The sequence below is a fragment of the Paraburkholderia sp. RL17-337-BIB-A genome, from assembly GCF_046025895.1.
GTDB lineage: Bacteria > Pseudomonadota > Gammaproteobacteria > Burkholderiales > Burkholderiaceae > Paraburkholderia > Paraburkholderia fungorum_C.
Window position 1 is genome coordinate 250047 of sequence record NZ_JARESY010000002.1, and the last position, 26884, is coordinate 276930.

A 26884-nucleotide genomic window follows, 5' to 3' on the forward strand; every position below is an offset into this window, starting at 1 on the left:
CTCTTGCCAAAGCGACGACAGGTTTATGTAAGCGGTACTCATGGCGACCTGCGCGCTCCACTGAGGTTCTAAGCCGAGCTGCGACAAATGGCCGCATGAGTCGCCGTCCGCTCAAGTGGGGTGAACTCCAGCCGATATCCCTGGGATGACTGGACTATGTATCTTGAATGCAATCTGCATGCTCGTGACATGGCAAACGTAAGGAATCCATAAAAATGAAATTGTCTTTCGTCCAGAAGCTCTGGCTGCCACTGATTCTGAGCCTGGTGTGTCTCGCTGGAATATCGATCTACAACGCTTACCAGACGAGAGAAATGCGGCTGGCGGAGCGCAAGGCCGACCTGATACACGCGTCGGAACTTGCCCTGAGTATCGTCAAGAGCTCTGCTGAGGAGGCGGCCGCTGGCGCCATACCTTTGGCGGAAGCCCAGAAGCGAGCAATGGAGCGCATCCGGAACATGCGGTACGGCGAGGCTGGCTATTTCATGATCGTCAATTCGCAGCCGAAGGTCCTGATGCACCCCATGCAAGCGGAGATGAACAACAAGGACGTCAGCGACTACACGGATCCGAACGGTGTTTACCTCTTCAGAGATATGGTTGCTGTCATCAAGCGCGACGGAAAGGGCTTTACCGCATTTGCGGGTAACAGGCCGGGAAGCACCGGAACTTTCCCGAAAATTGCCTACAACGTGACATATCAACCGTGGGACTGGATTATCAACACGGGGCTCTATATCGACGACCTCGATGCGGCATTCCGCTCGTCGCTGTACCAGAGCCTCGGCATTCTGGTGATCCTGGCCGGTGCCCTGTCAGCTGTCGTGGTGCTGCTCAACCGCGGCATCCTCCGCTCACTGGGCGGCGAGCCGTCCTATGCCGCCGGGATCGCCAACCAGATTGCCAACAACGATCTGACTGCCGTGGTGAAGACGGCACCGCATGACCGCTCGAGCCTGCTGTTCTCGATGAAGCGCATGCAGGAGCAGCTCACGCACACGATCGGCACGATCAAGGTGTCGGCCGACTCCATTGCCACTGCCACGCACCAGATTGCCGCGGGTAACCAGGACCTGTCGCAGCGCACCGAAGAGCAGGCCGCCTCGCTCGAGGAAACGGCGTCCAGCATGGAGCAGCTGACCTCGACCGTTACCCAGAATGCCGACAATGCCAGTCAGGCCAACCAGCTCGCTGCGCAGGCTGCCGCGGTGGCGGAACAGGGTGGCACCGTGGTGTCACGCGTGGTGGAAACCATGGACGGCATCAACGCCAGTTCGGACAGGATCGCCAACATTGTCGGCATCATCGAGGGCATCGCCTTCCAGACCAATATCCTGGCGCTAAACGCGGCCGTCGAAGCGGCGCGTGCGGGTGAGCAGGGACGGGGTTTTGCGGTGGTCGCCTCGGAAGTACGTTCGCTGGCGCAGCGCTCCTCGGCGGCATCCAAGGAAATCAAGGAGCTGATCCACGAATCCGTGGAGCGCGTGCAGGCAGGCGCCGGCCATGTGCGGGAAGCGGGCGCGAAGATGCGCGAGATCACTCATGAGATCAGACGCGTGGCGGACATCATTGGTGAAATCACCGCCGCCTCACAGGAACAGAGCAAGGGCATCGGCCAGGTCAACCAGGCCGTCACGCAGATGGACGAAGTCACGCAACAGAACGCGGCGCTGGTCGAACAGGCGGCGGCCGCCGCCAGCTCGCTCGAGTCGCAGGCGAGCGATCTGAAAGCGTCCGTATCGATGTTCAGGCTAGACGTGGCTCATGAGGCCGGGGCCACGCGTCCCGTCGCGCCGGCACGCACGGTGGCTCCGGTGCGCGCGAGAGCGCCGGTCACGCCTGCAGCGAAGCGGTCCGCACCGCAACCCGTTCGGGTGGCGCAAACCGCTGAGGCTGGAGAATGGGACAGCTTTTAAAGGCGTCCGTCTTGCAGGGTGATTGAGCAGCAGCGCAGTCAGCCCGACCTGGCACTAAAGGTTCGCCGCTCAACTTGCAAAACTCCGGCGGACAGGGCTCATCGGGGTCCCACGTGGAATACCGGCGTGTATGAAAACACGATAGGTACTGAGCCATTGCCTGAATTCGCTACAGCGAGAGCGCATTTCACCGATACCTGAACGAGGTGCGGTGGGCGGAGGTCGAGAGTCGAGACATGCATTTCAATTCATACAAAAAATCACCGGAGACACGTTCATGAATGTCGCATCGCCTCCGTGGATCCACAATCTCCGGTCAGTGCTGCTAGCCTTGATGGCGACATCGCTCGCTTGCATGGTCAGCTTTGCACTCAAGACCGTGGACGACGAAATCGCGCCGATTTGGCTTACCAACTCGGTCTTGCTCGCGCAGATTGTGGTTGCGCGGCCCCGGCAGCGATATTGGGTGCTCGCCGGCGGAGCGCTCGGCAATCTCGCGCCCAGGCTGATGGCCGGTGAGAGTATGGCGGTGCTCTTGTCGTATTCGTCCAGCGGCATGCTCGAGGTGGTGATCGCGTTGCTGTTCGTCCCGCGTGTTGCCACGGTTGCCGAACTGATTCGTCCCAAACCGCTGGTCAGGTTTCTCGTCGGTGGCGCACTGCTCCCCCCTATTGCACCCGGGTTACTTGAGACGGCTTTGGTGGGGCGGCCACTGACCGACCCTTTACTGCCGACCCTGGTCTATTGGTACGTCTCGCATGCTCTGGGCCTCGTCATTTTCACGCCGGTGGCCATGGCCTTCTGGACGGGCGAAGTGACTCAAGTTCTGCGCGCCGCCAACCGCATGAAGACCGGTTGTCTGTTGCTGCTGGTCTGCGTTGTCACGACGGTGGTATTCGGGCAAAACCGGTTTCACCCGCTCTACTGGGCTCTTCCGCCTATCGCGGTGCTGGCATTTCAGGCAGAACTCGCTGCCGTGCTGCTTGGCCTCCTGCTGTGCCTGGCGATTGCGATGTGCTTCACGATGCACGGCCTTGGCCCGTTCTGGATCGAGCCTTTTGAGAACACACAGGGTCGCATTTTCGGCCTGCAGCTCTACTACATGGCGGCGCTGGCCATAGCGTTGCCCATCAGCGCGTCTCAGGCGCAGCGCAATCGCCTCATCGCACGGCTACGCGACGGCGAGCGGCGATACCAGGTACTTGCAGAGAACGCTACTGACATTGTCATGAGCATGAAGCTTGAGGGCAGGCTGACCTACGTCTCGCCAAGGGTTACCCCCGTGCTGGGCTATGCCCCTGGTGACCTCCTCGGCATTTACTACCCGGACCTCGTCCTGCTGGACGACCGCGCTGCACTGGCCACCGCCATTGAAAGCCTGACCGGGGGGGTGACAGAGGCCTCTCACGACAGTCGCTTTCGGCGACCGGACGGTCAAGTCCTGTGGATGAAAACATGTCTGCGGCTGATCATCGACCCGTTTTCCGGCAAGCCTGAGGCAGTGATGGCTACCGTTCGCGACATTACGGAAAACAGGGTCGCGGAGCAACGCCTCGCAGTCGAACGCAGGGAACTGCAGGCGCTCGTTTTCCGCGACGGCCTGACCGGCGTGTTCAACCGGCGACATTTTGATCATGAACTCGAGCGCCAATGGCGTAAGGAAGCACGCGCAGTCGGCCCGTGCCCGATGGCCGTGATCATGATCGATATCGACGCATTCAAGGACTATAACGACCACTACGGGCACCAGGGTGGCGACGAGTGCTTGCGTACGATCGCACAGGCGATTGCCTCCGCGGCCAGGCGACCGACAGACGTCGTGGCACGGTATGGCGGCGAAGAGTTCGCGCTGATCTTGCGAGACGCCGATCAGGAGGGCGCGCAGCGCGTTGCCGAGCGCATCCGGGCAACGGTCGAAAACCTGCGGCTTCCACATCAGGCTTCCCGTGCCGGTATCGTGACCATCAGCGCTGGTGTGGCCGCGCAACGACCGGTCGAAGGTGGCGACGGCAATAGCCTCGTCGCGGCAGCAGACAGGGCGCTCTACACGGCCAAACAGCAAGGGAGGAACCGGAGCTGCTCGGCTGATGCCGATTTTGCAGATCAGGCTGTTTCATGATGTGACGCCGCTTCGCGTACGCGTTCGCGAAGCGGTCAATCGAATCTCGACCACCTTCCGATGTTCGGCACGACCGTGATCACCAGACTCGCTACCACCCTATTTCCTCGTACCACTGATGGGATCATGCAGCCATGGAGGGTGTGGTTGTCGGCCGCCGGCATCTTCGGCGCGGTCCTGACGGCATCCGTCGCGGTTGGCTACCATGTTGTCACCGAGCGCACGCTGCAGCGCGAAGCGGCCCTTGCGAAAAACATTGCTCTGCCGCTGGGGAATCTCGTCGATGCGGTCAGGACCGACGGACAGCACCTCGCACAGTTCGCGGGGCAGTCCTGCGCGAGGATTCAGGCCACGATTACGCAAGACGACAGGCTTGCACAATATGTTCGCAATGTCTTTTTCGTCACGAACGATCGCATCTACTGCTCGTCCGTATTTGGGGACCGCGACGTCCCGTTGCAGGCGTACCTGATGTCCCCGGGCGCCGCGACCCGGATCGTGATGCATGGCGGCGCGCCACGTCGTCCGCACTGGCGGGCGATGGTGATATACGAGCGCCTGTCCAGGCAAAGCGGCATCGGCTTCGTCGTTCCAGGCGCTTACGTCGAAGACATCCTTGCGAGCGTGCAGGCGGCCGGCGCGCTATCAGCGGCTGCCATCGGCTCCGACGGCAGCGCGCTCACCAGCGACGGGCGTTTTGTGACGTCTATCCCGTCTGGTAAAGACTGGGCGAGTTACGCCGCTCCTCATGCGATTTTCTCCGTGTCGGTAAAGGGATGCACCGCATGGCGGCTGCAAGCCTTGATTGATGGCGAAGGTGTGGCTTTGCTGATCGGACTGTTGCTGGGTTCGGCGACAGCCACCGGCTATCTCACTTGCAACGCACCGAGGCAGCGTCTGATCCGTCAGGTCCGTCGAGGTCTCGCACGCGGTGAATTCGTGGTCTTCTATCAACCTATCGTCGACATCGCGACCGGGCGTTGGGTGGGCGCCGAGGCGCTGGTGCGCTGGCAGCACCCCCACCGGGGCCTGGTGACGCCGGGCCATTTCATCGGCGAAGTTGAGCGCAGCCCGTTGATCGCGGACTTGACGCAATTCGTCCTCCGGCGGGCGCTCAGCGAACTGGGCGCCATGGATTTGCCAGACGGGTTTAGCCTCACCGTCAATCTCGCGGCGTTCCATGCAGGCCTGAGCGGCTTTCCCGGCGACCTGAACGAGATCCTCGCTGCCAGTCAGACCCGACTGCAGGTTGTCCTCGAAATCACCGAACGAGGCTTGCTCGCGGGCGTTGACGGCGTGAAAGACAGCCTCGCCGAACTGCGGCGCCAAGGTGTCAAGTTTGCCGTCGACGATTTCGGCACTGAAAACAGCAACCTTGTGCTGCTGAAGCGATTTCACTTCGACTACATCAAGATCGACCGGCAATTCATCCAGAATGTCGTCGGCGACGATTACGCGCTGGTGGAGGCCATCACGTTCCTCGCGGGGCAAGTCGGCGCACTGGTGGTTGCAGAGGGCGTCGAGGAACCGGCGCAGCTAGGCGTTTTGAACAAGATCGGCGTGACGCTGGCGCAAGGCTTTTTGTTCGCGAGGCCGGGTTCGGCCACGCAATTCGCACAAGGCTATGCGGCGTCAGCCGGACGTGCCGCCGGCTTCGGGCCGCCCCCGTTACGCTCGATTGATTGCGGTCACGGGGCCGAAATATAGCCGGGCTTCGCTTGCCGGATCGAGAACCCCTCGTGCCATGATTGATAGTGCCCGGGTAGATGAGGTGCAACCAGACGCTCAAACGGCTCGTCGTTGGCTGAATCGACCAGGGCCACCATGCTTCGCGTGCCTGAAATCTCGCTTCATGGCGCTCGTGATAGAGTCGAGCGTCTTTCTTTATCGCGTAGCCCTTGGTCGCTACGCATTGAATCTGGACCCGTCGATCCGGCGGATCATCAACAGGGCATGGGAAGCGCCGCCGCGGCGCAAAACGTGAACATGCAAATTCCAGCGATCGTTCCAGCGCAAACCGCTCTCGTGGTCATGCACTATCAGACTGACATCCTGGCGTTATTTCCATCGGTCGCGCCCACGTTGCTCGCCAATACGCGCAGGCTGTGTGACGCTGCGCGAGCCAGAAGTGTCAGCGTCTATTTCGCCAAGATCCAGTTTAGTCCAGGCTATCCGGAAGTCAGTCCGTTGAACAGGAACGGGCAGGGAATCAAGCAACTTGGTCTTTTCGTCGACGACAAGATCGCGCCCGAACTCGGCCAGCAGGCCACTGAGCCGCTCATCATCGCGCATCGTGCGAGCGTGTTCTTCGGTACCGGGCTGCAGGCGCGGCTTTCCGCGCAGGGGATCGATACGCTGCTCATGGTGGGCATAGCGTCGACCGGTGTCGTGCTGTCGTCGGTTGCGTACGCGAGCGATGCGGACTTCCGCTTATTCACGGTCAAGGATTGCTGCTACGACCCGGACCAGGTCGTGCACGATCATCTTTTTTCAACGGCGTTCGATTCGCGCACGACGGTGCTCTCACTCGCTGATGCCTTGTTGTTGCTTGCTTAGTGTCCTGGCACTTCTCTACCTGACACTGCACGACCGATACCGCGCATGGAAGGGCTTCGACTGGGATGTGCTGAACCGACTCTACGAACGAGGCTTCATCGACGACCCCGTCAACAAGACGTAGTCCGTGATCTTTACGGAAGAAGGACTGCGCGAGTCCGAGCGGCTTTTTATTCAGCACTTTGTCATTCCGGAAAGAACCGGGAATTGATTCAATGAACTTTTGCCCTGTCGGCATTCCATTTATCCGACCGGCACCTGGATCAACTGGATACCTTGATCACACTTGCGTCCTCGATATGTAGGAATCCTTCTATCACGGTCGATGAAAGACGGCGTCGTCAGACGCTGCTTGAATTGCTGGTGGATACGATGGAGAAGTATCAGCAGGAACTCGAATGCGACCGCGAGTTGTATCAGGTGATCGCGCTTGATGCGAAGGGCGTGGCGCAAGGCCGCATCACGGCGCGGCAGGCGGCGACCTTGCTCGCGGGGATTTCGTGCCGTTTCAAGAAAGGCATCAAGCTTCGTTGCGAGAACGCGGCACGTCCCTGCAATACCTGGGCGGAATTTCCGGTTATTCCCGAGCTACCGCTTTTTTTGCGGGAAGGCACCACGACCACTCTATAAAGGAATCGCTCGTTGCCGGTATCCAACTCGCGAAAAAAAGTGCATATGCGTGGTCGCCCCGACCAGTCGTGCATACGCCAGGCGTGACTATCTTCCGTTCAGGCTACAGGTGGCCGGTGTGGGTCGATCAGCGACGACCACCATCCGGCAGGATCCGTTGAGGCTTGTTCGACGCCTGCCGCCACGCGCCGCAGCGTGTTCACAGTCATGCTGACCTCGGCAGGGATCCAACAACCCTCAACGACCTGAGACGATCATCATTGCCTCTGTCGCGACAAAATCGCGCCGACAATTAATCATCCGCTCCATGGACGAATTGACGCGGTGTGAGATCTCAACTCTTTTTTGACGTCTTGGCGATAAATGGCGTCGGTACGTGCTGACACATCTCGCTTGCACATTTCGGGCAACGCGGATGGGCGCTCTCGTGTTCAGCGAGATGCTCAGCGTGCTCGAACAAATGGCCACACTTCTCGCAACGATATTGGTACGTTGGCATTTGCACTTCTCCAACAAGAATTCACCTGGCTGACCTGATACGACTCACTAGCACTGTTCGGCACTGTGAAAATCCATTCTAGTGCAGGAAATGCACAGGCATGCGTCTCCAGTTCGTACTAGGCTTGATTATGGTCAAGGCGGTCACCGTCCGGCGAAACTTGATGTACTGATACCCGCCTGCTGGCGAAAACCGCTCTCTCCCAGTGTTCTTGGCAGCACAGAGCGAGGTCCGATATGCAAGTGCTTACGGTAACAATCGTCAAACCCGAAGCGACGAACTTCATCCTGGGGCAAAGCCACTTCATCAAGTCTGTCGAGGATCTGCACGAGGCAATGGTCGGTACCGTTCCGGGTATCAAGTTTGGTTTGGCCTTTTGTGAAGCGTCAGGTAAGCGCCTTGTGCGCCGGTCTGGCACGGACGCCGCCCTGGTCGAGTTGGCGTGCCAGAATGCCACGGCCATCGGTGCGGGTCACAGCTTCGTGATTTTTCTCGGCGATGGCTTTTACCCCGTCAATGTTCTGAATGCGATAAAAGCTGTGCCGGAGGTATGCCGGATAATCTGTGCGACGGCGAATCCGACGCAGATTCTGGTTGCCGAGACAGAGCAGGGGCGCGGCATCCTGGGTGTGGTTGACGGGTTCCCGCCGCTCGGCGTGGAAAACGAGGAGGACGTCCAATGGCGTAAGGATCTGTTACGTGCTATCGGTTACAAAGTGTAGGTGCGGCCGCTCTCCTCGCGCGACACGCGTGCTCATCGAACCATGGAAAATTTACGTCTGCAACCCGGCACGCTGTGGCCGGCCATCCTGCGTCAGACTGAGCATGCGCTGCGTCGTGGTGCACTGCGGCCAATCGAGACAATCCAGACGATGCTCGAAGAACGCGGTATACGCTTTCTCGTCCACCAGGTCTCCAGCCTTGCGCGCAAGGAGGAAACCCGACAGGCGCGCAAGGTCGAGGTGGGGGCGTGCAGCGCGGTGAATCCGTTCCTTCCTTACGACCCCGACCTCTTTGTGGCCGATCTCTCGGACACACACGTCGCCTTGCTCAACAAGTTCAACGTCATCGACCATCATCTCCTGATCGTCACCCGTCGCTTTAAACCGCAGGAAGCGTTGCTCGAGTTCGCGGACTTTGTTGCATTGGGCGCCTGCATGGCTGAGTTCGACGGCCTCGGCTTCTACAATGGCGGAGCGGAATCCGGCGCGAGTCAACACCACAAGCATCTGCAGATCGTGCCGCTGCCGCTCGGAGAATCAGGTCCGCCGCTCCCCATTGAATCCGTTTTCAGGCCCGGAGGCATGGAAGGTCCGGTCGGCACTATACCTGGCCTGCCTTTTCTGCACGCGTTCGCCCGTCTGAAACTGACTCCTGCCGCCTCGCGGCACGCAGCACACGCCGCGTTTGATTGCTACCACGCGTTGCTCGAAGCGACTGGCCTGCGAGCGATCGAGGTGAATGGCGAATTGCATCAGTCGGCACCGTACAACCTGCTTGTCACCCGCCAATGGATGCTGCTCGTACCAAGGCATTCGGAATGGGTCGAGGGCATTTCAGTGAATGCGCTGGGGTTTGCCGGATCGCTCTTCGTGCGTGACGCAGCACAGATGGAAGTCATTAAAAGGCTCGGTCCGATGTCCGTGCTGCAACGCGTCGCGGTCCCTGCCGCCGTGGGTCGACCGGGCCCATCTGCATAGCGTTTTCGCTTCCAGATGCGAAACAATTGTGCCACCGGAGAAGGTCGATCCGGCGGTAGCGGTGGCCGAAGGTAAGGTCTCAGTACAGCCAGTAACGGCTGGTCGACTCGTATGCGGTGGTATTTCAGGCGCTGATATTGATAACCGAGCCGACCATTGTCGTGCCGGAACCAGTAGTGGATTGTGATGACGATGGCGACCAACCCGCCAATGCGCTTACTGCGCCATGCGCATGATGGACGCTTTTGCCAAGGCTGCTCTGCGACGTTGCCGCATTCAGATGTGCTGCAAAGCTCGGCTGGCTCGATTCACTCGTGGAGCTTTGGCCTGTCAGCTTCGACAGCCCGGAACCGATGGCGCTGCTTACGTCGCTGAGTACTGTGGCTGCTACACCGATTGGAATCATATCGACATCCGTCAAAATGGGGCAACCGAAATGCCCACGTCTTTGAACTATACCGAGTTTCCCCGCTGTGCCGGCGTGTCAGCCTCCATATGCTATCGAAATAACGGCTATCGTTGACGCTAGGGGCATCGGGCGGTGAGACTGGACGGCTCTTCGGATGGCCCAGGCGAACGCAATAACCTGTTGCGGAGTGATCCACGTTAGGCGGGTCGACGCACTGCGCGGGAAGGTGCTTGAAAAATCGTCGACCGCGAGTCGCCGAGCGCCGCTTCGCAAGTTTCACTCGGCGTATGCTGATTGCGTCGGGCAGTAGGCGGTACACCACAAAAAACGAAATGGCCCACGAATGCCCATTCGGCCGCTGCGGGCACTGAGTTATTGCACTTTTTTGCCATGTCGGGAACTAGCCGCGCGGCGAATTGCGCATGCATCGCCGCGTTGGAAAACTCGTCTTCCGCGTCGCCAAATCAACCCATCAAGCCGACCTACTGACGCCGTTGCGTCGTTCGAAATAGACCGTTTCTGTCCGTGAGTTGATTCTTCGATATGTTTCACTGTATATAACGGGAGGAAATTTTTTTGAATATTTCGTAAGGGCTGGAATGAATCACAAAAAAGCTGTGTGGATGGTCGCCGCGATCGCCCTTCCGGGAGCACAGGCACAGGCACAGGCACAGGCACAAACAAGCGTTTCCCTGCCGGCCATCTCGATCACTGAAAGTAGCCTTCCCGCAGTGCCTGACTACAACCCACTAAGCGCGGTGTTTGGTCCGATGGGTAACCAGTCGATTCTGAACACACCGACGTCAATCACGGTGATTCCGCAGGACGTGATCGTCAACACCCAGGCGCGCACGGTCAACGATGCCTTGCGTTCTCTTCCGTCAGTCATCATCCGGAACCAGCAAGGCTATGAGGTGTCGCGTCCGCAGTCGCGGGGCTTTCAGAGCAGCATTGTGCAAAACACCAGGCTGGATGGTTTGAACGTCATTGGTACAACGGCTATTCCGACCGAGAACCTGTCTGGTATCCAGGTCCTGAATGGACTTGCCGGCTCGTTATACGGACCGGAAACGCCTGCCGGTGTATTCAACTACATACTGAAGCGTCCCACCGATACAACGACTGCACAATTTACAGAGGGTTATAGCTCGGACAGCGTTTTCACCGAACAGGTCGATGTGGGCGGCCGTACCGGTCCCGACAACGCGCTAGGCTATCGCTTCAACCTGGTACACGGCGAAGGCCAGAGTTGGGCTCCTGAAAGCAATGTCAATCGAACCTTGGTCAGTGGAGACTTCGACTTTCATGTCGATGACAAGACAGTCGTTGAAGCGGACTTCAGCCATTATTCGACCGACATCACCGGCCTGCCCGGAAGCATCGTGTATGACGGCGGCAAAAGCACTATGCTGCCGAGCGCGGTTGACCCGACTAGGCTTGGCTACGGTCAGCCGGGCGCCGGCTCTGACCTGGTGACAAACACCGCGCTGGTCAAAGTCAAACACAAGTTCAACGACAACTGGAGCTTCGAAGTCGGCGGCCTTTACCAGAATTCGGAACGAGGACTTTACGGGATCACCAATGCGTTGACCAACAACGCCGGCAACTACACGGTAACCAAAAACTTCACTGCGATTCCGCACTTCACGATTAGCAGCAACACGGCAGCTCTGAATGGTCATTTCGACGTGTTGGGCTTAAGAAACGACGTGACGATCGGGACGAACGGTTTCGTCAACAATCAGTATTCGTCGCGAAATTCCATAGCGACCGTGCTCGGCAGCGCCAGTCTCGCGAGCCCAGTCGTATTCTCGTCGCCACCGGTTCCCGCGACGGGCGGCGAGTATCGATCTGCTTCGTTGATTGAACAATCCATCATTACGGGCGACACCCTTCACTTGAACGATCAGCTTGCGCTGCAAGGGGTCTTAAGCACGTCGTTCCTGCACGATACAAGCTTCAATGCCGCAGGCAAGGTCACGAGTTCGGATGACCACAACGGCGACCTGAGTCCGACTGTCAGCATTATTTATAAGCCGCTTCCCCAGGTCACTACTTACGCGACGTACTCGGACAGCATCGAAGAAGGTGACCAGGCACCGGCGGGCACCGTGAACGCCAACCAGTTCATGGCACCGTACAAGGACAAGCAATACGAGGTCGGCGCGAAGTATGCAATGTCCGATGATCTGCTTGTCACATTGGCTGCATTTCGAATGACTCGTCCGCTTGCTAACACCAACGCGCAGACCAATGTGTTTTCCGTAGTAGGTACACAGATGAACACGGGCGCGGAGTTGTTCGTCCAGGGGGATGTGCTGCCGTACCTGAGTCTCTTCGGTGGTGTGACCTACATCGATGCACGCCTGAAAGGCACCGGAAATGCAACGACGAGCGATAAGCGGGTCGTTGGTGTTCCGGAATTCAAGGCGGATCTCGCGTTCGATTACCACCCTGGGTTTAGCCAGGGCTTCGGCCTGACCGGAGCCGTTCATTACGAAAGTGATCGAGCGGCAACCAACACGAACAACTCGTTTGCTCCTGCGTACACCACACTGGACCTGGGAATGCGGTACTCGGCGCATTACTGGAATCATCGCGAAATTTATCGCTTCCAGGTCATAAATGTTACGGACAAGGAATATTACTCATCCATTGCGGACGGGAATATCGTGGGAAGCGCTGGCGCCAACACAGCCTACCTGGGTCAACCGCGGACCTTTATGGCAAGCCTGGAAGTAGACTATTGAAAAAATAAACATACACGGGAATTCTGGGTGCCGTCAGAGACGGATAAGGGCCGCAGACATTCGTGAGCATGCGGCATCCAGATCCCGATGTGATCCAGACTAAACAAATCCGGAGACGTCTTCTCCGGCGCTATCGGTCATACGAGCTGCTGGTGATATCGAAGACCGCTTCGTTGAAGGCCTGCTGGAAAGCAACCAGCACGTCTTGTGGGTTCTTCTGATTCGATCTCCAGTTAGCACGATAGCGCCAGCCTTTGGCGCTTGCCGAAACGTTACTCACGCCGACGAGAATGCTATTGAGCAACATCCAGAGTAGTTGTCGATTGACACACGACTCGACATCGGCGACCGCATCCGAGATGCTGAGAATTCGCTGAAACGTCTGCTTCGAGTACAGCCAGCGGCCATCGATACCCGGTGCAACGAGCGTTGCAGGCCAATGTGACCGTATCTTCGGGGACGAGGACAGTTCCAAGACGTTTGCTTCGTGAAGTACTCGACAGTAATCGCCAAACAATGACTGGCAACTCCTGATTGCCTTCTTGGCCGCTGTGAGGTCAACGAAGAGGATGTTTGAACTGAGGTCGTTCTCGGTGACATGGTGACCGATGACGTGCTGGCCGATCAGTTCCCAGTTAACGCAGTCGTGGCGGGGCGAAGGCTGTTCTAATTCCTGCAGCGTCAGAGTACCGATAAGGGGATACTGAAACGGAAGAACGTGCCTACGCGCGCGTTTTGAGCAGCTCATTTGCTACCCGTCGCACTTGTCGGACACGCGTAACGACAGCGGAGCATACAAACGTTCCTCCCGATGATTTGCCGCGTTCGGTGGGGGCTTGGACGTAGCCTTGATGCACTCCAGACATCTGGAACACCTAATAATGCGTAATATACCACCGAATATAACGAGCCGTTTTTCGGTCACTTGCCAGGTCAACAGAGTGGGTGATTATGTGGAACAACGCGCGCCGGCCGTAGACCGCGTTAAATTTGTCGTCGTCGCGACAGTAAATCTGTCAACTCGCGGGGACGCGGCGTTCGCGTAACGATCCAGCCTTGTTCCTTGCCGTAACTTCATCTCCTGCCACAACGCATGATGCGCCAAAGGAAGTTGGCGCTCGTGTCCTATCAGGCTTGCGACTGTCGCGACCGTCCTTCTAAAACGGATCCGCTAAGAGCCGAGCTAACCTGGCATAACGCCACCAGAACTAAAAAGCCCAGGCGCGCTGGCAGCAAAGCATCGCGCGTCACAACGGCTCACAGCGGCATCGCGATGCGACGATCCGAGCCACCAATCCCTGTCCGCACAGCGCGCGCGGGCAATTCGTCAGACGCATCATTCCATTCTGTTACGCTGACGCGTGGATTACGATAATCGTTAAATAACATCTACATAGAAAGCAATCGTTTCCAATTGAGTAAGCTACAAGGAGACTAATTGTCGACCGATTGTATGGTTAACACCGATTTATACGTAAACGAACAAAAAGGAACATCGAATCCGTTGTTTTGATTTCCTTTTAGAAAAAGGGGCACGCTTCGCTGTCCGCTCAAAACGCGTAAGAACGACCGGAACCGTTAGCACCGTACCCATCCCCATCACCGCCCAATTGCCGCGCCAGGGCCCCGCAGCACCGAAGACGCACTAGAACGAAGGAGAGCGATTTGGTCTTGGAACTGGAGCGTGTGACAGTCGTTTCGGGCGCTCAGACGCATCTGTACGGCGTCGACCTGCGGCTCGTCCCCGGTGCGATCAACGTGCTGCTTGGGCCGACGCAAGCCGGCAAGACCACCCTGATGCGCGTGATGGCCGGCCTCGACCGCCCGGCTTCGGGCCGCGTGCTTGCCGACGGCACCGACGTGACCGGCGTCAGCGTCAGGCAGCGCAACCTCGCGATGGTCTATCAGCAGTTCATCAACTATCCGGCGATGACGGTGTTCGACAACATTGCGTCACCGCTGAAGTTGCAAAAAACGCCCGCCGACGAGGTCAAAAGGCGCGTGCACGAAGTCGCCGCCAAACTCCATATCGATCACCTGCTACAACGCCGTCCGAGCGAACTGTCCGGCGGCCAGCAGCAACGTTGCGCGCTGGCGCGGGCGCTGGTCAAGCGGTCGTCGCTGGTCCTGCTTGACGAGCCGCTAGTCAATCTCGACTACAAGCTGCGCGAAGAATTGCGCGTCGAACTGTCGTCGCTGTTCGCGGACGGCAAGACCACCGTCGTCTACGCGACGACCGAACCGCTCGAAGCACTGCTGCTCGGCGGCTACACGGCGATCGTCGACAAAGGGCGCGTGCTGCAGCATGGCCCGACGCTCGACGTCTACAACGCGCCCGACAATGTCGACGTCGCAGCCGTGTTCAACGATCCGCCGATGAACATGCTCGCCAGCGAACTCACCGCGAACGGCACCGCGCGCCTGCCGATCGGCATCGACGTGCCGCTCGAACGGGCGAGCGCGCGCGCCGTCGGCGGCAACGAGACGTTCCGCATCGGCATTCGTCCCGGCCATCTCCGGCTCGCGCCTCGCACCCCGCGCTCCGTTGCGGTGCCGTGCCGGCTCGAACTGGCCGAATTGAGCGGCTCGGAAACCTACCTGCATCTGCACACGCGGCAAGGCGGCGTCGATCTGGTCGCGCAACTGCAAGGCGTGCATCAGATCGATCTCGGTACGGAACTCGATGTGTACATCGATCCCGACGAACTGTTCGTGTTCGGTGCCGACACAACATTGCTGTCCGGCCCGGAGGGCGCTCATGGCGCGCATTGAGTTTCAGAATCTCGCGCACGCGTATGCACCCCATCCCGCCACGCTCGACGACTACGCACTGCAACCCATGAGCATGGTCTGGGAAGACGGGGGCGCGTATGCGTTGCTCGGGCCGTCTGGTTGCGGCAAGTCCACGTTACTCAACATCGTATCGGGCCTTGTGAGGCCGTCGGAAGGCAAGGTGCTGTTCGACGGGCGCGATATCACCGCGATGAGCCCGCGCGAGCGCAACATCGCCCAAGTGTTCCAGTTCCCGGTGATCTACGACACGATGAGCGTGTTCGACAACCTCGCGTTTCCACTGCGCAACCGGAAAATGACCGCGCGTGACGTGAAACACCGCGTTCACGAAGTGGCGGAGATTCTCGACATGACGCGTGAGTTGCCGCGCAAGGCGAACAATCTGTCGGCGGATGCGAAGCAGAAAATTTCACTTGGGCGCGGCCTCGTTCGCAAGGACGTCGCCGCGATCCTGTTCGATGAACCTTTGACCGTGATTGATCCACATATGAAGTGGATCCTGCGCCGTCAGTTGAAAAAGATTCATCAGCAACTGAAGCTGACGCTGATCTACGTGACGCACGATCAGGTCGAGGCGCTGACTTTCGCCGATGAAGTCGTCGTGATGACGAACGGCCGCGTGGTGCAGAAGGGCGGTCCGGACGCGCTGTTTTTGCGGCCCGACCATGCGTTTGTGGGCTATTTCATCGGCAGTCCTGGAATGAATCTCTGTCCGGTCGATCTCGACCCCAACGGTATCAGGATCGGCACGCAGCATCTGCAACTCGATCCGCATACGCTCGATGCGCTGAAACACGCAAACGGCACGCTGACGCTCGGCGTTCGGCCGGAGTTCGTGCGTCTTGTGAGCGACGGCGAACCCGGCGCGGTGAAAGCCCATCTGCTGCGCGTGCAGCAACTCGGCAACTACCAGCTGGTCACCGCGCAATGCGACGGCCACGTCTTCAGGGCCAAGGTCGAACCGCATCTGCGTGTCGGCGAAGGTGCCGTCTGGTTGAAGCTCGCCGCGGCGGAAACCGTGTTCTTCAGCAACGATGAAAGGATCGTGCGATGAACAAGCCCGTCAACCAGAAGGCTTGGCTGCTGGTCGTGCCGGTGTTCATCTGCGTCGCGTTCTCCGCCATTTTGCCGCTGATGACGGTGGTCAATTATTCGGTGCAGGACATCATCAGCCCAACGCAACATGTGTTCGTCGGCACCGAGTGGTTCCGCGCCATCATCAACGACGACGACCTGCGCGGCGCGCTCGGGCGGCAAATCGTCTTCTCCGCCTGCGTGTTGCTGTTCGAGATTCCCCTCGGTGTCGGCCTTGCACTGGCGATGCCCGCGTCCGGCTGGCGTGCGTCGGCGTCGCTGGTCGTGCTCGCCATGCCGCTCCTGATTCCGTGGAACGTGGTCGGCACGATCTGGCAAATTTTTGGGCGGCCGGACATTGGCCTACTCGGTTATGCGCTCAATCACGCGGGCATCGAATATAACTACACGGCCAGTCCCAGCGCTGCGTGGATCACGGTGCTCGTGATGGACATCTGGCATTGGACGCCGCTCGTCGCGCTGCTCTGCTATGCCGGCTTGCGTGCGATTCCCGACGCGTTCTATCAGGCTGCCGAAATCGACGGCGCCAGCCGCTTCGCGGTATTCCGTTATATCGAACTGCCGAAGATGCGCGGCGTGTTGATGATCGCCGTGCTGCTGCGCTTCATGGACAGCTTCATGATCTACACCGAGCCGTTCGTGCTGACGGGCGGCGGCCCCGGCGATTCGACCACGTTCCTGTCGCAGTACCTGACGCAAAAGGCAGTCGGCCAGTTCGACCTCGGCCCGGCGGCGGCGTTTTCGCTGATCTACTTCCTGATCATCCTGTTGTTGTGCTTCATCTTGTACAACTGGATGGAGCGCGTGGGCAAAGGTGACGACCATGCGCAATAACCGCTGGATGCGCGTGGTCGTACTGACGCTGTACATCCTGTTCGCACTGATTCCGCTTTACTGGATGCTGTCGATCTCGCTGCGCACGAACGAAGAGACGATGTCGGCGTTCGCGATCTGGCCGCATCACGTGACCTTCGACAACTACAAGGTTATCTTCACCGACCCGTCCTGGTACTGGGGCTACATCAACTCGATCATCTATGTGCTGATGAACACGGTGATGTCGGTCCTGGTTGCGCTGCCGGCTGCGTACGCGTTCTCGCGCTATCGCTTTCTCGGTGACAAGCATATGTTCTTCTGGTTGCTCACCAACCGGATGACGCCGCCTGCCGTGTTCCTGCTGCCGTTCTTTCAACTGTATTCGAGCGTTGGTTTGATGGACACGTATATCGCGGTCGCGCTCGCGCACATGCTGTTCAACGTGCCGCTCGCGGTGTGGATTCTCGAAGGCTTCATGTCGGGCGTGCCGCGCGAAATCGACGAAACCGCCTACATCGACGGCTATACGTTCCCCGCGTTCTTCGTGAAGATTTTCCTGCCGCTGATCAAGTCGGGCGTCGGCGTGACCGCGTTCTTCTGCTTCATGTTCAGCTGGGTTGAACTGCTGCTCGCGCGCACGCTCACCACCGTCAACGCCAAGCCGATTGCCGCCGTGATGACGCGCACGGTATCGGCGGCGGGGATGGATTGGGGCGTGCTGTCCGCGGCGGGCGTGCTGACCATCGTGCCGGGCGCGCTCGTCATTTACTTCGTGAGGAATTACATCGCGAAGGGCTTTGCGATGGGGAGAGTCTGATGCTGACGTGGATGTACTGGACACCCGAAGTCGCGGTCTTTTTCGGCTGCATGGTGGTGATGCTGGCGGGCATGACCGTGTGGGAACTCCGCTCGCCGACCGTCGAACGCAAAGGCTTCCTGCCGATCGGCACCACGCGTGGAGACCGGCTCTTTATTGGGCTGCTGATTGCCGCGTACATCAATCTCGCGTGGATCGGCATCAGCGCGGAACACGCGAGCGCGTGGCCCGGTTTCGCGGCGTCGATGCTGGTGCTGTTCATTGTCATGTGGAAAGGATGAATAGCGTTGCGTCCTGAAGGTTTGCGTATCTGGACAGACCGGTTCCGTTGATGCCCCGGGCGGACCTCGGCAGTTGCTCCAAGGGGTGCGGAGACACAGGAGAAAGCCATGCAACAGAGGAGACGAATCGTCACGCTCGCCGTGGCGTGCGCTATCGCGACAGGCTTGACGAGCCATGCCGCGAGCGCCGGTACGCCCGAAGCGCAGAAGTGGGTCGACAGCGAGTTCCAGCCGAGTACGCTGTCGAAACAGCAACAGATGGACGAGATGAAGTGGTTCATCGATACCGCTGCCAAGCTGAAATCAGCAGGGGTTAAAGAGGTGCATGTGGTGTCCGAAACGCTCGACACGCACATGTACGAATCGAAAACGCTGGCTAAGGCATTCACCGAAATCACCGGCATTTCAGTCAAGCACGACATCATCCAGGAAGGCGACGTCGTCGAAAAACTGCAGACTTCGATGCAATCCGGTCAGAGCATTTACGACGGCTGGATTTCGGACTCCGACCTGATCGGCACGCACTATCGCTATGGCGTGATCATGCCGCTGTCAGACTATATGGCCGGCGAAGGCAAGCAGTACACGAACCCCGGCCTCGACATCAAGGACTTCATCGGCACGAGTTTCACGACCGCGCCGGACAAGAAGCTCTATCAGTTACCCGACCAGCAGTTCGCGAATCTTTACTGGTTCCGTGCCGACTGGTTCGCGCGCAAGGACCTGCAGGACAAGTTCAAGGCGAAGTACGGCTACGATCTCGGCGTGCCGGTGAACTGGTCCGCGTATGAGGACATTGCCGAATTCTTCACGAACGACGTCAAGAATATCGACGGCGAGAAAGTCTATGGCCATATGGATTACGGCAAGAAAGACCCGTCGCTCGGTTGGCGGTTTACCGATGCATGGCTCTCGATGGCGGGTGAAGCGGATAAGGGCATCCCGAACGGCATGCCGGTCGACGAATGGGGCATTCGCGTCACGCCCGACGGCTGCCATGCGGTGGGCGCGTCGGTATCCCGCGGCGGCGGCACGAACAGTCCGGCCGCGGTTTTCGCGACCACCAAGTACATCGACTGGCTGAAGAAATATGCGCCGCCAGAAGCCTCGGGGATGACCTTCAACGAAGCGGGACCGGTGCCGGCGCAAGGCAAGATCGCGCAGCAGATCTTCTGGTACAGCGCGTTCACCGCGTCGATGTTGAAACCCGGCAACGTGACCAACGCGGACGGCACGCCAAAGTGGCGGATGGCGCCGTCGCCGCACGGGCCGTACTGGAAGGATGGCATGCAGAACGGCTATCAGGACGTTGGCTCGTGGACCTTCTTCAAATCGACGCCGCCGAATCAGCGCGCCGCCGCGTGGCTATATGCGCAGTTCGTTACGTCCAAAACGGTCTCGCTGAAGAAATCGATTACCGGTCTCACGTTTATCCGTGATTCCGATATCCATAGCGATTACTTCACGAAGAACGCGGACAAATACGGCGGGTTGATCGAGTTTTATCGAAGCCCGGCACGCGTCGCCTGGACGCCGACCGGCAATAATGTGCCCGATTATCCGAAGATGGCGCAACTCTGGTGGAAGAACGTCGCGACGGCCGTCGCCGGTGAAAAACCGCCGCAAGCCGCAATGGACAACCTGGCGAAGGAAATGGACCAGGTGCTGGCCCGTTTGCAGCGCGCGGGGATGAAGGTTTGCGCGCCGGAGTTGAATGCGGAGAGTGACCCGGCGAAGTGGCTGTCGGATCAGCACGCGCCGTGGAAGAAGCTTGCTAATGAGAAGCCGAAGGGGGAAACGGTTAAGTATGAGCAGCTGTTGACTGCGTGGAAGGAGGGGCGGGTGAGGTAGGGGGCGATGCGGTTGTGACCCGTTGGGCGATCGCGCCGCCGATCAGCGTGATCGGTTTCGGCGGCGCGGTTGTCGCGCCTGGATGGAGTCAGCTTCGGCTGACTCTTCTTTATGGCTGTTTGTCATGACGATCGTGTTGCTTCTACTCGCCTTATCCGATTGGCCAAATCGAACGTTTGGCCTACAACGTTGGACGCAACGTGGGCGGTCTCCCTTATAATTACCAAGTCGTCGGGAAACACTCTTCGACCAGGTTTAGCAGCCTGTTGCTTGAAACCGCACTCCCGCTCAGGCGGGACGTGCGTCTACCTCTGCACGTCTATATTTCAATGGGCGGGCCGTGGTGGGGAGCCGCAAGGCTCGCCGGTTTGTTTCAAGCCCGGTCTGCTAACCTGCTACGTGCCCGCTCACCCCCTTTGCAAGCGAGTGTCGGGCGATCCAAGAAGTAACAGGGAGATCGCACCATGAGCAAATCCATCAAAACCCAACCCGACTCACGTCCACCTGTCGACGCACTCCAGTACGAGAAGCTTGCCCTGTCGGCATTCCATTTATTCGACCGGCACCTGGATCAACTGGATACCTTGATTACACTTTCGTCCTAAATATGTAGGAATCCTTCTATCACGATCGATGAAAGACGGCGTCGTCAGACGCTTCTTGAATTGCTGGTGGATACGATGGAGCAGTATCAGCAGGAACTCGAATGCGACCGCGAGTTGTACCAGGTGATTGCGCTTGATGCGAAGGGCGTGGCGCAAGGCCGCATTACGGCGCGGCAGGCGGCGAACCTGCTGGCTGAGGCGTCGCGGAGAGCGAACGAACCGGTAGCCGACGCGAATGCGCTGGAGCGCAAAAGCCCGTCATCGGAAAGCGCCGGAACGCTAAAAGCCGACGCCGTCCAGCGATCGGTTGTCGCGGCACACTAGGCACTGTACTTCGTCATGAAAAACACCCCAACGGTTGGATCGACGTCCAACTTTTGGGGTGCAGTTCAGACGGGACTCTTTGCTACTTACACTCCTGCGACCTCAGCCGAAAATCTCAAGACCGTTCTTTTGCACGAGCTGGAGCATACGAGCTGCGATCCCGCTGGGTTTCTTATCACCCTGTTCCCATTGCCGAATGGTAGACGCAGTTGTGTTGAGATATACGGCAAACACACCTTGACGGACGTTCACACCTTTCCGGATGCGAGCGAGTCGCCCCAGACCCTGCCGTTTCGGCACAACCAACAGATCCGTCAGCGCGACACTCATCAGACGCTTTTTCCGAGGAAGTGAACGAGGTCCCCGGATCACGCCTGCGGGTACGGTCAGTTACTCGTGCGAATCGCTGACAGAAATCGTGCGCAGACTTCATCTGCAAGCCGGCATCGAGCACGGCGATGCCAGCGCAGCGCGCCGCACGTTCGCGGTCAGATTGCACCGCGACGGGCGCTCGCTAAAACTCATACAGCAATTGATTGGAGTTTCCAGGCTATCCGCCGTTAAGAACCTGGTAGAGGGTGATCCTGTGCGGTTGTCGTCGATCGTGAGCGGGGTGATCTGATGGTCGGGAGGAAACCCGTGGTGGTTTCTCAGCAGGAATTTCTACGCGACGCGATCCAAAGGCTCGGCCTGACGCGCGCAGGCTTCGCCAAGCGAATTAGCGTGCCCCAATGGGGGTATATATCGAACGTAACGAACTTTGCTTCGAGAGACACATGCCCAATCAATCTGCCGCGCTGCTGAAGACGATCGACGCCGACAAGGAGACGCTCGATGCTGCGCGCCCGCTTCCTCAGCACACGGTCGCGTCTCTGCGCGAGAAGTCGGTGCTGGAGTGGACGTATCACTCGAATGCGATCGAGGGCAACACCTTGACGCTGCGCGAGACCAAAGTGGTACTCGAAGGCATCACGGTCGGCGGAAAGTCCCTTCGGGAGCATTTCGAGGCGACGAACCACCGCGACGCGATCCTATATGTCGAGGACATCGTCTCGAAGGCTTTCACATCCATATCCGCGAACCCGCCATAGTTGCATCACACAAAGCATGCCAGCCATGCCTTGCCAATTGCACTCTGAACGACCTATAACCCTAGACGCGCGCATGCTCCTCAAAAGGACCGTCGCCTATATGAACAACAGCAGGAACGATACGTGCACAGTGTTCGCGCCGCCGCATGATTCGTCCTCGTCGACGAGTCCACTAACTGGCGAATCGCAAGCCGGCGTATACGCCGGCTTGCCGCACACGTTCTGCTATCCTTTTCACCGTGCTCCGGCGTATAGCGTATGAATTCGACGTCGGTACCACTGGCAGGCGGTATCCACTCAAGAGGGTAGAGATCATCATGACCAGTCAGTCGAATTCGCGTGGCGTCATCAGCATCATCACGTTCCTCTTTACGTTGCTGACCGCGCTCTATCTGCTGATCGGCGGCGCATGGTTGCTCGTGGTCGGCGGCTCGGCGTACTACGTCGTCACAGGTGTCGTGCTGTTGGGCGTGGCCTGGCTGCTTTGGCGGCGCAATCCCGCCGCACTCGTGCTCTATGCGCTTGTGCTTATCGGCACGGCGATCTGGGCCCTCATGGAGTCGGGTCCCGACTTCTGGGCACTCGCGCCGCGCTCTGGTGTGCTTGTCATCTTCGGCGTGTGGTTGCTGCTGCTTATGAGTTGGCGGTTGGAAGGCGAGCGTAAGCTCGGTGTCGCCTCGCTCGTCATCGCACTCGTGGCTTGGGCGGGCGTGCTCGTGTACGCGAACTTCAACGATCCGCAGCAGGTCAACGGCACACTCAACGCTGCCGCGCCCGCAAGCGGCGGCACCAGCACCGCGATCGACCCCGCCGACTGGCCCGCCTATGGGCGCACCCAGGAAGGCACTCGCTACTCGCCATTGCAGCAGATCACGCCTGAGAACGCGAAGAATCTCCAGGTGGCCTGGACCTTCCGCACGGGTGACATGAAGGGGCCCAACGATCCCGTCGAGATTACCAACGAAGTCACACCGATCAAGATCGGCGATCTGCTTTACCTATGTTCGCCGCATCAGATCCTGTTCGCAGTGGATGCGAAGACGGGCACGCTCAAGTGGAAGTTCGATCCGAAGCTACAGGCGGATCCATCGTTCCAGCACGTCACTTGCCGCGGCGTGTCGTACGTCGATCTGTCGGCCAGTGCCACGGCGGCCGCCGCAGCGCCGGCGAGCGATGCAACCACAGCAGCCACCGCGCTGGCGAGCGATGTAACCACAGCAGCCACAGCGCCTGCGAGCGATGCCGCCGCACCCGCCGCAGCTACAGACACCTCGGACACAGCTGCCACCGCCGCCTCGGACGCCGCAGCCACGACCACATCAGGCACTGCCGCAACCGCCACCTCAGGCCCGGCAACCACCACCGCCTCGGCCCCCGCAACCCCATCCGCCTGCACCCGCCGCATCTACCTCCCCGTCAACGACGGCCACCTCTACGCGCTCGACGCGCTGACGGGCCAACGCTGCGCGGACTTCGGCAACGACGGCGACCTCGACCTTCAACACGCCCAGCCGGTCACGACGGCGGGCATGTACGAGCCCACCTCACCGTCGATCATCACCAGCAAGGTGATCATCGTGGCGGGCTCGGTCGAGGACAACTTCTCGAACCGCGAGCCGTCGGGCGTCATCCGCGGCTTCGACGTGCGCACGGGCGAATTGCTCTGGGCGTTCGACCCAGGCGCGAAGGACCCGAATCACATTCCGGGCCCGGGCGAGCATTACACATGGAATTCGCCCAACTCGTGGGCCCCCGCCGCCTACGACGCGAAGCTCGACATTGTCTATCTGCCGATGGGTGTGACAACGCCGGACATCTGGGGCGGCCAACGCACGCCGGAGCAGGAGCGTTATGCCAGCGGGCTGCTCGCACTTCACGCCTCGACCGGCAAGCTCGCCTGGTTCTACCAGTCCGTGCACCACGATCTGTGGGACATGGACCAACCGTCGCAGCCCACGGTCGCCGACATCACCGACAAGGATGGCAAGACGGTGCCGGTCGTGTATGCGCCGGCCAAGACCGGCAACCTGTTCGTGCTCGACCGCCGCACCGGTGAGCCGGTTGTACCGGCGCCCGAAACGCCCGTGCCGCAGGGCGCCGCCCCCGGCGACCACGTTATGCCGACACAGCCGTTCTCGCAGCTCACGTATCGTCCGTCGAAGAAGCTGACCGACGCCGACATGTGGGGCGCGACGATGTACGACCAGCTCGTGTGCCGCGTGATGTTCCACAAGCTGCATTACGAAGGCACGTTCACGCCGCCATCGCTGCAGGGCACACTTGTGTTCCCGGGCAACCTGGGCATGTTCGAGTGGGGCGGTATTGCCGTCGACACCGACCGCCAGATCGCCGTCGCGAACCCGATCGCGTTGCCGTTCGTCTCGCGTCTGATTCCGCGCGGCCCGGGCAACCCGCTGGAGCCGGAGCCGGGAGCCAAGGGCAGCGGCACGGAGTCAGGCATCCAGCCGCAGTACGGCGTGCCGTTCGGCGTGACGATCAACCCGTTCCTCTCGCCGCTGGGCTTGCCGTGCAAGCAGCCGGCATGGGGCTACATTTCCGCGATCGATCTCAAGACCAATGAGATTGTGTGGAAGAAGCGCATCGGTACCGTGCGCGACAGTTCGCCGATTCCGCTGCCGTTCAAGATGGGCATGCCGATGCTGGGCGGTCCGATCGTCACGGCGGGCGGTGTCGCGTTCATTGGCGCGACGGCGGACAACTACATCCGCGGGTTCAACGTGAACAACGGTGAGCAGGTCTGGGAGGCGCGCCTGCCCGCTGGCGGTCAGGCGACGCCAATGAGCTATTCGATCGATGGCCGGCAGTACGTCGTGATCGCGGCGGGCGGACATGGCTCGTTCGGCACGAAGCTCGGCGACTATGTGATTGCCTATGCGTTGCCGCAGCAGTAAGCGGCACGCGTCGCTTACGCTGCTTCGCGCAGAAAATACGCGATCGTTTCCTCGATCACCGACCTGGCGAGACCCTGGACGATGAACGCGAGCCACGTCGTGTGAGCGTCGTCGGGCCATGCTTTAAGCCGTAACGGTTCATGCAGCAACTGCTGCACGCCATGGAACACAACCGGCCGCTGTTCGCCGATGAAATTGCCGATCCCCTTAACCCGCAGAATGCGTTCGCCGCGAGAGCAGGTGCTGGCGACGTTCAAGGAACTCATCTCAAAGGCGAACGCTGGCGCGGAGGCGAGGAAGACGGGAAAGCGCCTCGGCGCATCCATAGGACCTCCGGATCCGGTTTGACGTTGGCACCTCTTTACGGAATCCCCGTAGCGAAGTCTCAGAGTTTGTGTGCGGTAGCGCACACATAGGAATGCGCACTAAAAAATTCTCGGAGGACAATTGCACAACTTCAAAAACATGCGGAGCGGATGGCCTTCAATACACGCCAGGCGGTCCTAAACTCCCAACCCACACGCGATGAAACGACCATGAACGCAGCGGGCAAAGCGGTACGGCTGGAGGATCGGCTCGGTCCGGTGGTCGACCTGCTGTACGATGCCGCGCTCGATGAGGTCAGATGGCAAGGGTTTGCCGCAGCCGTCGCCGACGCGTTTGCCTCTACCAGTGCGGTGCTCAAGACCTGTGGCGGGCCGCTTGGCCCCCAACTTGCAAGCGTGACCGACAATCTGCGGATATCGGCCCAGGAACAATCGTGGGCCGACCACTGGCATCGCAACGACCTATGGGTCGAGCGTTCCGCGCAACTGGAACTGGGCCAGGTGTTCACCAGCCAGAGCCTGATGCCGGATGCGCAGTTCGAGCGCACGGGCTTCTATCAGGACTGGACACGGCGACTTGACATCTATCACATGGTTGGCGTGCTGTTTCCCACTGGCCACGGCGAAACCGGCGTGCTGGGTGTGCACCGGGCACGTGCCGCCGGTCCCTATGGCGAGGCTGATCGCCGTGCGCTGGAGACGCTATGCCCACATGTGCGCCGCGCGCTGACGCTGCGCGACCGGCTGGGCAAAACCGCGCTGGCGCAGAGCGCCGCTCTGGCGGCTCTTGAGCGCATCGAGACCGCGCTCCTGGTGGTCGATGCGTGCTGCACTGTGCTCTATGCCAACCGGGCTGCCGAACAGCTGCTGGAATCGTCGCGCGAAATCCGCACACAGGCACAACGGCTGCGCATTGATGATCCCGGATTGAACAACCGGCTGGCGCGGCTCGTCCGGGAGGCTGTACGGACCGCTGCTGGCGAAATTCACCTGCCGGGCACGGCAATCGCAGTGGCGCGCCCGGGGCGATTGCCGGTCACGCTGCTGGTTTCGCCGTGGCGTGCCACCTTGGCATCCGCCGATATTGCGCACCCTGCGGCGATGATTTTTATCCGCGATCCGGAGGTTTCGGGATCGGCCGCCGGCCAGACGCTGCGCGAGCTGTTCGGACTGACACGTGCGGAAGCTGCGATTGCCGTGGCTATCGGCGAAGGCCAGTCGCTGGAGCACATTGCCACTGCGCTGGGCGTAGGCCTTGGCACCGTGCGCACGCATCTGAAGAAAGCGCTGGCCAAGACCGGTACCAGCCGGCAGGCCGCGCTCGCTGCTCTGGTGGCGCGTAGCGTGGCCGGTATTTCAACCCACCTTTAATTTCTATCCTCTTTGGGAGACGA

The 26884-nt window shown here is 59.7% G+C and carries 19 protein-coding genes and 5 pseudogenes; 19 read left to right on the forward strand and 5 right to left on the reverse strand.

The features are described from left to right. Positions 1-215 precede the first annotated feature (215 nt). From P0D84_RS22120 to P0D84_RS22145, 6 genes and pseudogenes are all read left to right on the forward strand, one after another. Positions 216-1916 (forward strand): methyl-accepting chemotaxis protein, encoded by a 1701-nt coding sequence (locus P0D84_RS22120; RefSeq protein ID WP_408340375.1) that lies wholly within the window; start codon positions 216-218, stop codon positions 1914-1916. Between the two features lie 277 nt (positions 1917-2193). Then, positions 2194-4035 (forward strand): diguanylate cyclase domain-containing protein, encoded by a 1842-nt coding sequence (locus P0D84_RS22125; protein WP_408340377.1) that lies wholly within the window; start codon positions 2194-2196, stop codon positions 4033-4035. Positions 4036-4161: 126 nt separating this feature from the next. Then, entirely contained in the window at positions 4162-5742 is a 1581-nt protein-coding gene (locus P0D84_RS22130; RefSeq protein WP_408340379.1) for an EAL domain-containing protein, read from the forward strand. 246 nt (positions 5743-5988) lie between these two features. Then, positions 5989-6591 (forward strand): cysteine hydrolase family protein, encoded by a 603-nt coding sequence (locus P0D84_RS22135; RefSeq protein WP_408340381.1) that lies wholly within the window; start codon positions 5989-5991, stop codon positions 6589-6591. Beyond that, positions 6569-6802 (forward strand): annotated as a pseudogene (locus tag P0D84_RS22140) (DUF6429 family protein). Before P0D84_RS22135 ends, P0D84_RS22140 begins: the two are co-directional and overlap by 23 nt. Positions 6803-6816: 14 nt before the next feature. After that, positions 6817-7221: pseudogene (locus tag P0D84_RS22145) on the forward strand (hypothetical protein); the annotation flags it as partial. A gap of 334 nt (positions 7222-7555) precedes the next feature. On the opposite strand, the gene P0D84_RS22150 reads toward P0D84_RS22145, so the two are convergent. Continuing rightward, a complete protein-coding gene (locus P0D84_RS22150; RefSeq protein WP_408340383.1) occupies positions 7556-7720 on the reverse strand; it encodes an FmdB family zinc ribbon protein in 165 nt (54 codons plus the stop codon). 236 nt (positions 7721-7956) lie between these two features. On the opposite strand from P0D84_RS22150, the gene P0D84_RS22155 reads away from it, so the two are divergent. Continuing rightward, positions 7957-8442 (forward strand): adenosine-specific kinase, encoded by a 486-nt coding sequence (locus P0D84_RS22155; protein ID WP_408340385.1) that lies wholly within the window; start codon positions 7957-7959, stop codon positions 8440-8442. Between the two features lie 42 nt (positions 8443-8484). Further along, positions 8485-9420 (forward strand): ATP adenylyltransferase family protein, encoded by a 936-nt coding sequence (locus P0D84_RS22160; RefSeq protein WP_408340387.1) that lies wholly within the window; start codon positions 8485-8487, stop codon positions 9418-9420. Positions 9421-9544: 124 nt separating this feature from the next. Here P0D84_RS22160 and P0D84_RS22165 read toward each other — a convergent pair whose 3' ends face one another. Next, positions 9545-9826, reverse strand: a complete 282-nt coding sequence (locus tag P0D84_RS22165; RefSeq protein WP_408340389.1) for a hypothetical protein — start codon at positions 9824-9826, stop codon at positions 9545-9547. 602 nt (positions 9827-10428) lie between these two features. Here P0D84_RS22165 and P0D84_RS22170 point away from each other — a divergent pair. Then, positions 10429-12579, forward strand: coding sequence for a TonB-dependent receptor (locus tag P0D84_RS22170; protein ID WP_408340391.1), 2151 nt, complete (start codon positions 10429-10431; stop codon positions 12577-12579). 130 nt (positions 12580-12709) lie between these two features. Here the strand turns inward: P0D84_RS22170 and P0D84_RS22175 are convergent, their stop codons facing one another. Next, positions 12710-13327 (reverse strand): hypothetical protein, encoded by a 618-nt coding sequence (locus P0D84_RS22175; protein WP_408340393.1) that lies wholly within the window; start codon positions 13325-13327, stop codon positions 12710-12712. Positions 13328-14244: 917 nt separating this feature from the next. Between P0D84_RS22175 and P0D84_RS22180 the strand changes: the two genes are divergently transcribed. From P0D84_RS22180 to P0D84_RS22210, 7 genes and pseudogenes are all read left to right on the forward strand, one after another. Continuing rightward, entirely contained in the window at positions 14245-15351 is a 1107-nt protein-coding gene (locus tag P0D84_RS22180; protein WP_408340395.1) for an ABC transporter ATP-binding protein, read from the forward strand. Then, complete coding sequence (locus P0D84_RS22185; RefSeq protein WP_408340397.1) at positions 15338-16426, forward strand: ABC transporter ATP-binding protein; 1089 nt, start codon at positions 15338-15340, stop codon at positions 16424-16426. Before P0D84_RS22180 ends, P0D84_RS22185 begins: the two co-directional genes overlap by 14 nt. Then, the gene (locus tag P0D84_RS22190; RefSeq protein WP_408340400.1) at positions 16423-17301 is read left to right on the forward strand and encodes a carbohydrate ABC transporter permease; all 879 of its coding nucleotides are present in this window, start codon (positions 16423-16425) and stop codon (positions 17299-17301) included. The genes P0D84_RS22185 and P0D84_RS22190 overlap by 4 nt, the downstream gene beginning before the upstream one ends. Then, complete coding sequence (locus P0D84_RS22195; RefSeq protein ID WP_323048438.1) at positions 17291-18100, forward strand: carbohydrate ABC transporter permease; 810 nt, start codon at positions 17291-17293, stop codon at positions 18098-18100. Before P0D84_RS22190 ends, P0D84_RS22195 begins: the two co-directional genes overlap by 11 nt. Beyond that, positions 18100-18381 carry a DUF2160 domain-containing protein gene (locus tag P0D84_RS22200; protein WP_408340402.1) on the forward strand — a complete coding sequence of 94 codons (282 nt, stop codon included), beginning with the start codon at positions 18100-18102 and terminating at the stop codon, positions 18379-18381. Before P0D84_RS22195 ends, P0D84_RS22200 begins: the two co-directional genes overlap by 1 nt. 108 nt (positions 18382-18489) lie before the next feature. Beyond that, positions 18490-20232 carry an ABC transporter substrate-binding protein gene (locus tag P0D84_RS22205; RefSeq protein WP_408340404.1) on the forward strand — a complete coding sequence of 581 codons (1743 nt, stop codon included), beginning with the start codon at positions 18490-18492 and terminating at the stop codon, positions 20230-20232. Between the two features lie 464 nt (positions 20233-20696). Continuing rightward, positions 20697-21161 (forward strand): annotated as a pseudogene (locus tag P0D84_RS22210) (hypothetical protein). Positions 21162-21263: 102 nt separating this feature from the next. Here P0D84_RS22210 and P0D84_RS22215 read toward each other — a convergent pair. Next, a pseudogene (locus P0D84_RS22215) lies at positions 21264-21434 on the reverse strand (helix-turn-helix domain-containing protein); the annotation flags it as partial. A gap of 503 nt (positions 21435-21937) precedes the next feature. Here P0D84_RS22215 and P0D84_RS22220 point away from each other — a divergent pair. Both P0D84_RS22220 and P0D84_RS22225 read left to right on the forward strand, forming a co-directional pair. Continuing rightward, positions 21938-22219, forward strand: a pseudogene (locus P0D84_RS22220) (Fic family protein); the annotation flags it as partial. Positions 22220-22569: 350 nt separating this feature from the next. Then, positions 22570-25164: a glucose/quinate/shikimate family membrane-bound PQQ-dependent dehydrogenase gene (locus P0D84_RS22225; RefSeq protein WP_408340406.1), complete on the forward strand. Its 2595-nt coding sequence runs from the start codon at positions 22570-22572 to the stop codon at positions 25162-25164. Between the two features lie 14 nt (positions 25165-25178). Here P0D84_RS22225 and P0D84_RS22230 read toward each other — a convergent pair whose 3' ends face one another. Then, positions 25179-25490 carry a CobW C-terminal domain-containing protein gene (locus tag P0D84_RS22230; RefSeq protein WP_408340408.1) on the reverse strand — a complete coding sequence of 104 codons (312 nt, stop codon included), beginning with the start codon at positions 25488-25490 and terminating at the stop codon, positions 25179-25181. 258 nt (positions 25491-25748) lie between these two features. Between P0D84_RS22230 and P0D84_RS22235 the strand changes: the two genes are divergently transcribed. Next, entirely contained in the window at positions 25749-26861 is a 1113-nt protein-coding gene (locus P0D84_RS22235) for a helix-turn-helix transcriptional regulator (RefSeq protein ID WP_408340410.1), read from the forward strand. Positions 26862-26884: the final 23 nt, after the last annotated feature.